The organism is Curtobacterium sp. MCBD17_030 (genome assembly GCF_003224255.1).
Classification (GTDB): domain Bacteria; phylum Actinomycetota; class Actinomycetes; order Actinomycetales; family Microbacteriaceae; genus Curtobacterium.
The window spans coordinates 37,143-48,830 of sequence record NZ_QKLI01000001.1 but is presented as its reverse complement, the minus strand read 5'-3'; the positions used below and the strand labels follow the sequence as shown (position 1 = coordinate 48,830).

At 71.3% G+C, this 11,688-nt stretch carries 14 protein-coding genes; 1 reads left to right on the top strand and 13 read right to left on the bottom strand.

From position 1 onward, the window contains the following. Positions 1–20 precede the first annotated feature (20 nt). From dprA to rplS, 8 genes are all read right to left on the bottom strand, one after another. On the bottom strand, positions 21–1,406 hold the full coding sequence (gene dprA / locus DEI89_RS00265) for a DNA-processing protein DprA (protein WP_110902046.1): 1,386 nt from the start codon (positions 1,404–1,406) through the stop codon (positions 21–23). Further along, positions 1,403–2,926 (bottom strand): YifB family Mg chelatase-like AAA ATPase, encoded by a 1,524-nt coding sequence (locus DEI89_RS00260; protein WP_258366412.1) that lies wholly within the window; start codon positions 2,924–2,926, stop codon positions 1,403–1,405. The genes dprA and DEI89_RS00260 overlap by 4 nt, the downstream gene beginning before the upstream one ends. Next, positions 2,923–3,327 (bottom strand): YraN family protein, encoded by a 405-nt coding sequence (locus DEI89_RS00255; RefSeq protein ID WP_110902044.1) that lies wholly within the window; start codon positions 3,325–3,327, stop codon positions 2,923–2,925. The genes DEI89_RS00260 and DEI89_RS00255 overlap by 4 nt, the downstream gene beginning before the upstream one ends. 188 nt (positions 3,328–3,515) lie before the next feature. Then, entirely contained in the window at positions 3,516–3,866 is a 351-nt protein-coding gene (locus DEI89_RS00250) for an Lsr2 family protein (protein ID WP_110902043.1), read from the bottom strand. A gap of 78 nt (positions 3,867–3,944) precedes the next feature. Then, positions 3,945–4,268, bottom strand: a complete 324-nt coding sequence (locus DEI89_RS00245; protein ID WP_110826150.1) for a DUF2469 family protein — start codon at positions 4,266–4,268, stop codon at positions 3,945–3,947. A gap of 104 nt (positions 4,269–4,372) precedes the next feature. Next, the gene (locus DEI89_RS00240; protein ID WP_110902042.1) at positions 4,373–5,068 is read right to left on the bottom strand and encodes a ribonuclease HII; all 696 of its coding nucleotides are present in this window, start codon (positions 5,066–5,068) and stop codon (positions 4,373–4,375) included. Then, entirely contained in the window at positions 5,065–5,814 is a 750-nt protein-coding gene (gene lepB, locus DEI89_RS00235; protein ID WP_110902041.1) for a signal peptidase I, read from the bottom strand. Before lepB ends, DEI89_RS00240 begins: the two co-directional genes overlap by 4 nt. 159 nt (positions 5,815–5,973) lie before the next feature. After that, positions 5,974–6,327 carry a 50S ribosomal protein L19 gene (gene rplS / locus DEI89_RS00230; RefSeq protein WP_110902040.1) on the bottom strand — a complete coding sequence of 118 codons (354 nt, stop codon included), beginning with the start codon at positions 6,325–6,327 and terminating at the stop codon, positions 5,974–5,976. Between the two features lie 164 nt (positions 6,328–6,491). Here rplS and map point away from each other — a divergent pair, with 164 nt between their 5' ends. Continuing rightward, positions 6,492–7,274 carry a type I methionyl aminopeptidase gene (gene map, locus DEI89_RS00225; protein WP_110902039.1) on the top strand — a complete coding sequence of 261 codons (783 nt, stop codon included), beginning with the start codon at positions 6,492–6,494 and terminating at the stop codon, positions 7,272–7,274. Positions 7,275–7,357: 83 nt separating this feature from the next. On the opposite strand, the gene trmD is transcribed toward map, so the two are convergent. From trmD to DEI89_RS00200, 5 genes are all read right to left on the bottom strand, one after another. Then, a complete protein-coding gene (gene trmD, locus DEI89_RS00220; protein ID WP_110902038.1) occupies positions 7,358–8,044 on the bottom strand; it encodes a tRNA (guanosine(37)-N1)-methyltransferase TrmD in 687 nt (228 codons plus the stop codon). A gap of 3 nt (positions 8,045–8,047) precedes the next feature. Then, positions 8,048–8,635 carry a ribosome maturation factor RimM gene (gene rimM / locus DEI89_RS00215; RefSeq protein ID WP_110902037.1) on the bottom strand — a complete coding sequence of 196 codons (588 nt, stop codon included), beginning with the start codon at positions 8,633–8,635 and terminating at the stop codon, positions 8,048–8,050. A gap of 19 nt (positions 8,636–8,654) precedes the next feature. Further along, positions 8,655–8,891 (bottom strand): RNA-binding protein, encoded by a 237-nt coding sequence (locus DEI89_RS00210; RefSeq protein ID WP_110826143.1) that lies wholly within the window; start codon positions 8,889–8,891, stop codon positions 8,655–8,657. Positions 8,892–8,894: 3 nt separating this feature from the next. Further along, positions 8,895–9,305, bottom strand: a complete 411-nt coding sequence (rpsP, locus tag DEI89_RS00205) for a 30S ribosomal protein S16 (protein WP_110902036.1) — start codon at positions 9,303–9,305, stop codon at positions 8,895–8,897. Between the two features lie 184 nt (positions 9,306–9,489). Then, entirely contained in the window at positions 9,490–11,604 is a 2,115-nt protein-coding gene (locus tag DEI89_RS00200) for an FAD-dependent oxidoreductase (protein ID WP_181421430.1), read from the bottom strand. Positions 11,605–11,688 lie beyond the last annotated feature (84 nt).

Below are 11,688 nucleotides of genomic sequence, written 5' to 3'. Positions count from 1 at the left end.
AACTCGTCCCGCCGCCCGCGTCACGAGGTCGTCCATCCACCGGGGCCGTGCTGCACCAGACCCTGCAGCTCCGCCAGCGCCAGGGCGTCCGTGGTGTCGACGAGGGACAACCCCGATCGCCGAGCCACCTCGTCCGCCGGTGTCGGCCGACGCGGAGCGAGGGCGTCGACCACGCGGAGCACCTCCGGGTCGATCCGCGCGCCCGCGATCGGGACCTCGGCCCCGGCGACGATCCGGTCCCCGGAGCACAGGCGCACCGCCGTCTCCGCCGGGTCGCGGGGCTGCACCACGAGCTCGGCACGCCGGTCCGCGATCAGTCGGTGACATCCGACCGACGCGGACGACGAGTACGGGCCGGGCACGGCGAACACCGGCCGTCCGAGCTGTCCGGCGTGGTTCGCGGTGTTGAGCGCCCCGGATCGGGCTCCGGCCTCGACGATCACGGTCGTGGTCGCGAGGGCCGCGATCAACCGGTTGCGGGCGAGGAACCGCCAGCGCGAGGGTCGGGTCCCCGGCGGACACTCGGCGAGCAGGGCGCCGTGCTCGGCGACAGCCCGCAGCATCGCCGTGTTCGCGGCCGGGTAGAGCTGGTCGATCCCGCCGGCGAGCACAGCGACCGTCGGCGCTCCGGCGGCCATCGCGACCCGGTGTGCGACGGCGTCGATGCCGTGGGCACCTCCGGACACGATCACGCAGCCGACGTCGGCCGCGGCGGACGTGATCTCGGCCGCTGCCTCGGCGCCGAGGACCGTGTTCGCCCGGGACCCGACGACCGCCACCGAGGGCCGTTCGGCGGTGCACGGTGCACCGCGTCGCCAGAGGACGAGGGGGGCGTGCGGTCCGAGGTCGTCGACGCCCGCGGGCCAGTCCGGGTCGCCGGGGACGACGAGCGCGCACCCGATGACGGACGCTGCCGACAGCACGGCGTCGACGTCGAGCCGCAGGAGCCGTGGCCGCCACCGGGCGATCGCCGGGACGAGCGCCGCGGCCGCCGACTCGACCAGCCGGTCGCGGACCTCGTCCTCGTCGCAGGCTCCGACAGCGGAGCCCACGGAGTCCACGGAGTCCACGGAGCCCCGGGCTCCCGCATCCGTGCCGGTACCCACACCCGCGCCAGCAACAGCACCGGCACCAGCACCGGCACCGGCACCGGCACCGACCAGCAGCTCCGCCAACTCTGCAGGCCCGGAGTCGAGGGCAGCGAGGGCGGCCCGGATCGACCGGCCAGCCCCGAGTCGCGCGACGAGTTGTCCTGCATCGGCGTCCCCCGGTTCGACGACGGTCGACCACGCAACACGGGCGAGGACCTCGTCGCGCTCGCCGGACCGATGGGCCGAGGCGCCCCGGAGCCGGTCGAGGGCGGCATCCCGATCCCGCTGCGACCGCGAGTCCGCAACGCCGCTCACAGCGCGGTCCGCAACGCCAGCGCCCGTTCGACGTGCCGCCGCTCCGGTCGGTCGTCCCCGTCGAGGTCGGCCATCGTCCACGCCAGCCGCATCACCCGGTCCCACCCCCGCATGGTCAACGTCCCGAGGTCGAGCCCCCGGTCGAGCAGGTCCGTCGCACCGGGGGCCGCGCGGCCGTCTTCGCGCAACCACGACCCGGTCACCTCAGCGTTCCGGGTCCAGCCGGTCCCCCGCAACCGGTCCCCCATCCGGCTCCGGGCGTCGAGCACAACCCCTCGCGCGGCGGTGGTGGTCGGCGTCGCTCCCTCGTCGGCCCGGAGCATGCCGGTCGTCACCCGCGGGACCGCGACGCGGATGTCGATCCGGTCGAGCAGCGGTCCGGAGAGCCGCCCCAGGTAGCGGCGGACCGCACTCGGCACGCACGAGCAGGCGGCGCCGCCGGTGGACCCGGCGTTGCCGCACGGGCACGGGTTCGCGGCCAACACGAGTTGGCAGCGCGCGGGGAACTCCGCCGACCCTCCTGCACGGTGGACCGTGATGCGTCCGGCTTCTAGCGGCTGTCGGAGCGCGTCGAGCACGGCCCGTGGGAACTCGGTGGCCTCGTCGAGGAACAGCACGCCGCGGGTGGCTCGCGACACCGCACCGGGCCGGAGCTGCCCGGTCCCCCCGCCGATCAGGGCGGCGGCCGAGGCGGAGTGGTGCGGGGCCTCCCACGGCGGTCGCAGTGTCCACGAGCGCTCCCCGTGGCCGGCGACGGAGCGGACTGCCGCGACCTCGAGCGCGGCGTCCGGGTCCAGGTCGGGCAGCAGGGCCGGAAGCCGTTCGGCGAGCATCGTCTTGCCGGCGCCCGGTGGTCCCAGCAGCAGCACGTGATGCCCGCCGGCCGCCGCGGCGATGACCGCACGCACGCCGATCGCGTTGCCGACCACGTCCGCGAGCTCCAGCGACGGGAGCGTGTCGTCCGGGACTGGTGGCGGCAGGACGGGGTCGGCGAAGCCCGCCGGCAGGTCGGCCCCCGCGTCGATCGCCGCCGAGCGGAGCGAGTCCACTGCGGTGAGCGCGATGTCCGGCACGACCCGCGCCTCGGTGAGGTTGCCCACCGGCAGTACGACACGTTCGATCCCGGCGGCGCGCGCGGCCAGGACCACCGGGATGATCCCCGGCACTGGTCGCACCCGCCCGTCCAGTCCGAGTTCCCCGACGTAGACCACACGGCGGTCGGCCCCGGGAGCGGTACCGGCGGCGGCGAGGACGGCCATCGCGATCGCCAGATCGAACCCGGACCCGCGCTTCGGAACGCTCGCCGGGGTGAGGTTGACCGTGATCCGCCGTGAGGGCAGCGGGCAGTCCGCCATCGCGGCTGCCGACCGCACTCGTTCGCGGGCTTCCCCGAGCGAGGTGTCCGGCAACCCGATGATGCTGAACGCGGGCAGCTGGCTGGTGAGGTGCGCCTCCACCTCGACGAGGCTGCCCTGCACCCCGACCAGCGCGACCGCCGAGGTCCGTCCGATGTCGCTCACCCGAGTGCCTCGACGTGTTCGATCGCCACGTGGTCCGCGACCATGGTCACGGCGATGCAGTCGATCCGGATCGCTCGCGCCGTCTGGTCGCGGTGCGCGTGGAACCATGCGGGGACGAGCTGTCGGATCCGTGCGAGCTTGCGAGGCGTCACGGCCTCGAACGGGTGTCCGGCGCTCTGCCCGGTACGGCTCTTCACCTCGATGAAGACGATCGTGTCGTCCTCTCGCGCAACGATGTCCACTTCTCCGCGCGCACATCGCCAGTTCCGGTCGATGATCGAGAACCCGTGGCGCTCGAGCCATTCCACGGCGTGGTCTTCTCCGGCATTGCCCGTCGCACGGCGCGGATCAGCACCGGGACGGCAGCGGTCGGCATCCGGTCGGTCTGCACGCTTCGTCATGGACCAACGATGAACCGGGTCAGGAATCGATCGAGTCGGCACCGCAAATCTGTGGACAGAGGAGCGGAACGACCGTCCTGTGCAGGAACAATTGCATGGACATGTCGCGCACCATGACAAAAGCCGGACAATCCCTCACGGAATGTCCGGCTCCTGCCGTGACCAGCGACCCAACGCCGGTCGGATGCTCAGTGAGCGGCTGCGTACGCTTCCTGCACCTGCGTCGAGATACGACCACGAGAAGAAACCTCGTACCCGTTCTCCTTCGCCCACTCCCGGATCTTGCCGAGTTCCTCGGAGTTCCCGCGCTTCGGGGCCGACGGGCTCTTGCCCGTTGAACCGGTGCGACGACCAGCGGTCTTGCGGGCCGCGGCGATGTAGTCCGAGATCGCATCCCGGAACTTGTCGACGTTGTCGTTCGACAAGTCGATCTCGTACGACGAACCGTCGAACGCGAACTCGACCGTGCGGCCATCGCCAGCGGCGATCGGCGAATCGTCGAGATCGTCGACGAGCTGGACAGTGACCTTCTGCGCCATTTCTCACTCCTTCAGAGTCGGGATTGCAACTCAGAGTATCGCAGCACAATGCCGAAGGGTCACATTCCCCGGCGAGCCCTACTCGTCGAGTGCGAGTTCCTTCGGGAGTTCGAGTTCACGCGCAGTGAGTTCTTCGACGTTCACGTCCTTGAACGTCAACACCCGGACCGACTTCACGAAGCGGTCGGATCGGTAGACGTCCCAGACCCACACGTCGTTCATCGTCAATTCGAAGTAGAAGTCATGCTCGGTGTCCCGGCGGACGAGTTCGACCTCGTTCGCCAGGTAGAACCGCCGCTCGGTCTCGACCACGTACCGGAACTGCCCCACGACGTCGCGGTACTCGCGGTACAGGGCCAGTTCGACCTCGCGGTCGTAGTCGTCGAATTCTTCGTCATCCATGGCCCGCCCAGTCTAGAGCGACCACGGCCTCCTGACCGCCCGACCGTGCAGAACCGCGCGAGCACGCACGACCCGCACCCGTCGGCACAGGAGCACCGTCACGCTCAGCCGCCGACCGCGCCCAGTTCCTCGAACCCGTCGAGCGCGACACTCGACGCCGCATGCAACCAGGTCTTCCGGTGCAGCTCGTGCGGGCCGACCGCGCGGATGGCGTCGTAGTGCGCACTCGACCCGTAGCCCTTGTTCGAGGCCCACGCGTAGTGCGGCGCCTCGTCGTGGGCCGCGATCATCAGGTCGTCGCGCGCGACCTTGGCCACGACGGACGCCGCTGCGACGGAAGCACAGTCACGGTCGGCCTTCACACGCACCTGGACGTCGAGCGACCGGTGTTCGGCCGGCAGCGCACGGGTGAGCCAGTCGAACGACCCGTCGAGGACGACCACGGCACCCTCGAGCGGGACGCCGTCCTGCACGAGCGCCCCGATCGCACTGGCTCCGGCCAGACCGAGCGCGGCGACGATGCCCTGCTCGTCGACGACCTGGGCCGACGCCATCCCGACCGCGGTCCGCGCCCAGCGTGTCACCACTGGGACCAGCGCCTCCCGCCGGGCCTGGCTGAGCAGCTTGGAATCGGCGAGGCCCTGCGGCACCCGTCGTACGTCGAGCGTGACGGCGGCGACGCCGACCCCGACCGGACCGGCGATCGCTCCCCTGCCGACCTCGTCGACGCCGATGACGGTGACCCGTCCCGCGGCGAGGAGCGACTTCTCGAGCCGGAGCGAGGGCCGGACCTGGCTCACTCGTCCCGCTCCTCCACGCCGGCGAAGACCTCGGGGTGGTCGTCGAGCCAGGTCCAGCGGTTGGTCGGCCACGAGATCACGAAAGCCCGACCGGTGACGTCGGACAGTGGCACGAACCCCTTCGACGGGGTGTCGCCGTTGTACCGGGAGTCACGCGAGTTGTTGCGGTTGTCGCCCATCACCCAGATGGTGCCCTTCGGCACGGTGACCGAGAAGTCGGTCTGCGACGCACGGGTGTCGCCCGCAGGCAGCTTGAGGTACGGCTCGGTGAGCGGGACCCCGTTGACGGACATCTGCCCGAGGTCGTTGCAGCAGCTCACGGTGTCGCCCGGCAGCCCGATGACCCGCTTGATGAGGTGGTCATCGCTGTCGCCGGTGCCCAGTCCGACCTGCGTGAGCAGCCAGTCGGCCGCCTTGCCGATCGAGGTCGTCGGCTGGACGTTCGGCAGGGTCTCTCCGGTGAGCCACCCGCCCGGGTCCTTGAACACGACGACGTCTCCGCGCTGCAGCTTGACGGCCCCGGGGACCAGTTCGTTGACGATCACGCGGTCGTTGACCTGCAGCGTGTTCTGCATCGACTCGGACGGGATGTAGAACGACCGGATCAGGAACGTCTTGACCAGGAAGGAGACCAGGAGGGCCGCGATGAAGATGATGACGAGGTCCCGCAGGAAGGTCAGGACCCCGTTGCGCGGCTTCTTCGCCGTTCGGGGCCGACGGGCTCCACCCTCTGTCGTGTCCGTCATTTCCGCTCTCGTCGACCTGTTCCCGGCACTGCTCCCGAGATGGTTCTGCCCCGGTGGCGACGGACTCCAGGAACGAACGAGCCCCCCGCCGATGCACAACCGTACATGGGCGAGGGGCTCGCAGAGGAACCGGCTTCCCGGCGCTCCCTGTGAAGGCGATCAGTTGTCGCGCTTCTCCTTGATCTTGCGGCGGGCCGCCTTGCCGCGGAGTTCGCGGAGGTAGTAGAGCTTCGCGCGACGGACGTCACCGCGGGTGACGATCTCGACGTGGTCGATGATCGGGGAGTGCACGGGGAACATGCGCTCGACGCCGACCTGGAAGCTCACCTTGCGGACCGTGAAGGTCTCGCCGATGCCGTGGCCCTGGCGGCCGATGACGACGCCCTGGAATACCTGGACACGCGAGCGCGTGCCTTCGACGATGTTGACGTGGACCTTGACGGTGTCGCCGGGGCGGAAGTCAGGGTGGTCGGTGCGCAGGGCACCGGCGGTCACGTGGTCGAGGAGCTGCATGATGGTGTCACTTCCTGCGGACGCACACGGGTCGCCGCGGATCGATTTCGGAAAGAACGAGACGTGCCCGGTGTCGGCGACTCCCCCGTGGCAGAGTCCAGCCAGGGCACGATCGATCATCATGCCACAACAAGTGCACTGCGGCCAACCGGCAGGATGGTCCCATGATCGAACTCCGCACCCCCGCCGAACTCGACGGACTGCGCGTCGCGGGCCGCTTCGTCGCCGACGTCCTGGACGCCCTGCTCGAGACCGTGGACGTCGGTGTGAACCTGCTCGACCTGGACCGCGTCGCCGCGCGCATGATCGCCGAGCGCGGCGCGGAGAGCTGCTACGTCGACTACCACCCGTCGTTCGGCAAGTCGCCCTTCGGCAAGAACCTCTGCACCTCGGTGAACGACGCCGCCCTGCACGGTCTGCCGTACGACCTCGTGCTGCAGGACGGCGACCTGGTCAGCCTGGACTTCGCGGCGAGCGTCGACGGCTGGGTGGCGGACTCCGCCGTCACGGTCCAGGTCGGCACCCCGCGCGACGAGGACCAGCGACTCATCGCGACCGTCGAGCAGTGCCTGGCCGCGGGCATCGCGCAGGCGGCACCCGGCAACAAGCTCGGTGACGTCTCGGCCGCGATCGGTTCGGTCGCCCGCGGTGCCGGCTACGACGTGAACCTGCAGTTCGGTGGCCACGGCGTCGGACACACCATGCACGGCGACCCGCACGTCCCGAACGACGGGCGGCCCGGCCGCGGCCTGAAGCTCCGCCCCGGCCTGGTCGTCGCCATCGAACCCTGGCTCATGCGGGGCACGGACGAGCTCTACCAGGACGAGGACGGCTGGACCCTCCGCAGCGTCGACGGCTCGCGCGCGGCGCACGTCGAGCACACGGTCGCGGTGACCGAGCAGGGCCCCGAGGTCCTGACGCTCCGTCGCGCCCAGCGCGACGCCTGACCCGGGACCACAGACGTCACGGGAGGCCCGTCACCAGCTGGTGACGGGCCTCCCGTGGTGTCCGTGGTCGGTGCGCGACCCGCTCAGTCCGGCAGCAGGTCCGGCCGGACGCGTCGCGTCCGTTCCACCTGCTGGTCGTGCCGCCACGCGGCGACCCGGCCGTGGTGCCCGCTGAGCAGGACGTCGGGTACGTCGAGACCACGCCAGGACGCCGGCTTCGTGTACGAGGGGTACTCGAGCAGGCCGTCCTCGTGGGACTCCTCGACCAGGGACTCGGGGTTGCCGACCACACCGGGGACCAGCCGGCCGACGGCCTCGATCATGGCCATCGCCGCGACCTCACCGCCGTTCAGGACGTAGTCCCCGAGCGAGAGCTCGACGACGGTGCTGCGGGTCGCGGCCCACTCGAACACCCGGGCGTCGATCCCCTCGTACCGTCCGCAGGCGAAGACGAGGTGCTCGTGCTCGGCGAGGGACCGCGCGATGGTCTGGCGGAACGGCGCGCCCGCGGGCGTCGGGACGACGAGGGTGGAGGAGCCGTCGGACCGCAGGATCGAGGACAGCGCCTCGGCCCACGGTTCGGGCTTCATGACCATGCCGGCGCCGCCGCCGTACGGGGTGTCGTCGACCGTCCGGTGGCGGTCGGTCGTCCACGACCGCAGGTCGTGGACGTGCAGGTCGAGCAGGCCGCCCTGCCGTGCCTTGCCGAGCAGGGAGACGTCGAGCACCCCGAAGAACTCCGGGAAGATCGTGACGATGTCGATCCGCACGGATCAGTCCTCGGTGTCGGGAGCCGGCGCTTCGGGAGCCGGCTCGGACGGCGTCACCGTCTCGGGACGGCTCAGGTCCTCGGGGTCCTCGAACAGACCCGTCGGGGGCGTCACCGTGACGGTGCCGGCTTCCAGGTCGACCGCGGGGACGATCGCCGCGACGAAGGGCACGAGGACCTCTCCGCGGGACTCGGTGTCCACCGCGAGCAGGTCCTGGGCCGGCATGTGGTCGACCCGAGCGACGGTGCCGACCTGCACGCCGTCGCGGAGCACCTTCAGGCCGACCAGCTGGTGGTCGTACCAGGCGTCGTCCTCGCCGGTCTCTTCCTCGGTGTCCTGCTCGACCCAGAGGATGGCGCGCGCGAGGGTCTCGGCGGCGCTCCGGTCGGCGATGCCCTCGAAGAAGGCGACCGGGTGCGAGTTGTACCAGCGCAACTCATCGAGCGCGATGGTCTTCCCCGACCAGGGAGAGTCGTCGGGGACCTGGAGCGTGAAGACCGCTCCCGGCGTGAACCGACGATCCGGGTCGTCGGTGTAGAGCTCGAGCTTGATGCCGCCCTTGAGCCCGTGCGCCTTCGTGATGCGACCCACCCGGAGCTGGGTCGTCTCCCTAGGAATCGCTGTCCACCACGTCGACCCGCACGCGCTTGCCGTCGGCCAGGGCCGTGACGAGCGTGCGGAGCGCCTTCGCAGTGCGACCGGCGCGACCGATCACGCGGCCGAGGTCCTCGGGGTGCACACGCACCTCGAGGACCTCGCCACGCGCAGAGGTGGAGCTGGCGACGCGCACGTCGTCAGGGTGATCGACGATCCCCTTGACGAGGTGCGTCAGCGCGGATTCGAGCAAGGACTACGCCTCGGTCGTCTCGTCGGCGGTCTCGGCTGCGGCCGGAGCGGCGGGGGCCGTCTTCTCCGACTTGGGCTTGAGGACGGCCTTCTTGGAGCTGTCGACCGTGAAGGCCGGCTTCGGCTCGCGGACCTTGACCTTGGACTCGGTGTCCTTCTCGCCCTTGAACTTGGCCCAGTCACCGGTCAGCTTGAGGAGCGCGGCGACCTGCTCGGTCGGCTGCGCACCGACGCTGAGCCAGTACTGCGCACGCTCGGACTGCACCTCGATGAACGAGGGCTCCTCGGTGGGGTGGTACTTGCCGATCTCCTCGATCACGCGACCGTCGCGCTTGGTGCGCGAGTCGGCGACGACGATGCGGTAGTAGGGCGCTCGGATCTTGCCGAGGCGCTTGAGACGGATCTTGACAGCCACAATGACTCCTGTTGCGTACGTGTTGTGGTTGAACCGGAACCGCGGGCGTGGGGGCACACACGGTGGAAGCTCGATGAGATCGTGATCCGCTGGATAGAGGGTCGAGCGGACACGATTCGACCGTTCATTCTTGCAGATTCCGGAGCGGGAAGCGAGCCACGTCTCGCGGCGCGTCGGCGGACCGCTACGGCGCCAGGCGTCGGACGGCCTCGAGGGCCTCGCTCGTGGCCCGGACCGCATCGACGCTGCGGGCGTCCCGTGCTCCGCCGACGACCGCGTACGGGACGTCTGCGGCCTGGAGGCCCGTGGCCAACTCGTCCCGCGCCTCCTGTCCGGCACACACCACGACGACGTCGGCCGGCACCGCGACGTCGTTGCCGGACTCGTCCCGGATCCAGAGCCGGCCGGGCTCGATCCGCAGGTACTCCTGCACCCCGCCGACCATGCGGACCCCGGCGTCCCGGAGCCGTCCGAGCGCGACCCAGCGTGAGGTGAGGCCGATCCCCTGCCCGAACTTCCCGGTCCGGCGGAGCACCGTGACCTGGGACCCGGGCCGCACGGTACGGTGCGCGGTGGGCTGGCGCTGCGGCCGGTCCCCGACGAGTTCGTCGGAGACCGGCACCTGCCAGCGCGCGCCGAACTCGGTGGCGCGGACCGCCTCGTCCGGGGACTCGGTGAGGAACGCCGCGGTGTCGACGCCGATCCCGCCGCCGCCGATCACCGCGACCGTCCCGTCGGGCACGCCGTCGCGGAGGGCCTGCTCGTAGGTCAGGACGTGCGGCAGGTCCGCTCCGGGGAGGTCGACCACGCGCGGGGTCACCCCCGACGCGAGCACGACGGCGTCGCTGTCCCCGAGGTCCGTCAGGGTGGCGGCGCGACCCAGGTGGATCGTCGCGCCCCGTTCCACCAGTTCGGCGCGCGCGGCCTGCACGGGGCCGGCGTAGTCCTCTTTCCCCGGGATCTCGGCGGCGAGTCCGAACTGTCCGCCGAGGACGTCCGACGCTTCCCAGAGCCGGACGTCGTGTCCACGCCGAGCAGCGTCGACGGCGGCGGCGAGCCCAGCCGGTCCCCCGCCGACGACGTCCACACGCTTCGGCGCGGTCGTCGGACGGAGCGGGAACTGCACCTCGCGCGCGGCCCGCGGGTTCACCAGGCACGACACCGGCGCGCCGACGACGGACCGGTCGAGGCACGCCTGGTTGCACCCGATGCAGGTGTTCACGAGGTCGAACCGTCCGGCCAGGGAGCGTTCGACGAGCCCCGCGTCGGCGAGGAACGGCCGGGCGAGCGCCACCGCGTCGATCCGACCGTCGGCGAGGACCGCTTCGCCGTCACGCAGGTCCGTCATCCGGTTCGACGCGATCACCCGCACCTCCGGGTGGTCGGAGGCCCGGACCACGTCCGCGATCCGCGCCGCCTGCTCGATCCACGCGCCGTGTGGCACGGACGCCTGGATCGTCGGGGTCCGCGACTCGTGCCAGCCGATGCCGACCGAGATCGCGTCGAGTCCGAGCGGCAGCAGTTCGCGCACCAGGGCGTCGACGTCCGCGTCGGTGGAGGACCCCGGCATCAAGTCGGCGCCGGAGAGTCGGACCGTGACGGCGAGGTCGGGCACCGCGGCGCGGACGGCCCGGACGACCTCGACCGCGAAACGACGCCGACGCTCGGGGGTCCCGCCCCACTCGTCGTCGCGCAGGTTCGTCAGCGGCGACTGGAACTGGTTGACGAGGTACCCCTCGGAGGCCATGATCTCGACGCCGTCGAAGCCGATCGCCGCGGCGGTCCGGGCGGCCGTCGCGAAGTCCTCGATCGTCCGCCGGACCTCGTCCGCGGTCAGTTCCTCCGGCAGCACGCCCCGCGCGGCCGCCCAGGGCAGCGCCGAGGGGGCCACGGCGCGCTGCGGTCGACCGGAGCGGTCCGTCAGACCGCCGACGAGCGCGTAGCGGCCGGCATGGAACAACTGCGCCAGGACGGTGCCGCCCTCGTCGTGCACGGCCGCGACCGCCCGGCGGAAGCGTTCGTCCGCACCGCCGACCCCGAACACGGCGAAGTCCGGGCCGCCGCGGGCCTCGTCGCTCACCGCGATCCCCCCGGTGATGATGCACGCGGCACCGCCGGCAGCACGCTCCCGGTAGAACTCGGCCATCGCGACCCCGCCGTCGTCCAGGACCTCGAGTCCGGTGTGCATCGACCCCATCACCACCCGGTTGGACAGGTGCAGGGGGCCGAGCGTCCAGGGCGAGGCCACGGTGCGGAGCTCGGCGGGCACGTCGGCAACGGGCGGAACGACAGCGGTCACGCAACGAACACTAGGCGAACGTGCCCGCTCACCGGCAGACCGGACACGCCGGGCTCTCCGTCGTTCCCGCGGGGCGGACGGGCA

Coding starts and splice junctions, on each gene's coding strand:
- DEI89_RS00255 (WP_110902044.1), bottom strand. CDS start 3,327: ATGACGAAGCGTGCAGACCGACCGGATGCCGACCGCTGCCGTCCCGGT.
- DEI89_RS00250 (WP_110902043.1), bottom strand. CDS start 3,866: ATGGCGCAGAAGGTCACTGTCCAGCTCGTCGACGATCTCGACGATTCG.
- DEI89_RS00245 (WP_110826150.1), bottom strand. CDS start 4,268: ATGGATGACGAAGAATTCGACGACTACGACCGCGAGGTCGAACTGGCC.
- lepB (WP_110902041.1), bottom strand. CDS start 5,814: ATGACGGACACGACAGAGGGTGGAGCCCGTCGGCCCCGAACGGCGAAG.
- rplS (WP_110902040.1), bottom strand. CDS start 6,327: ATGCAGCTCCTCGACCACGTGACCGCCGGTGCCCTGCGCACCGACCAC.
- map (WP_110902039.1), top strand. CDS start 6,492: ATGATCGAACTCCGCACCCCCGCCGAACTCGACGGACTGCGCGTCGCG.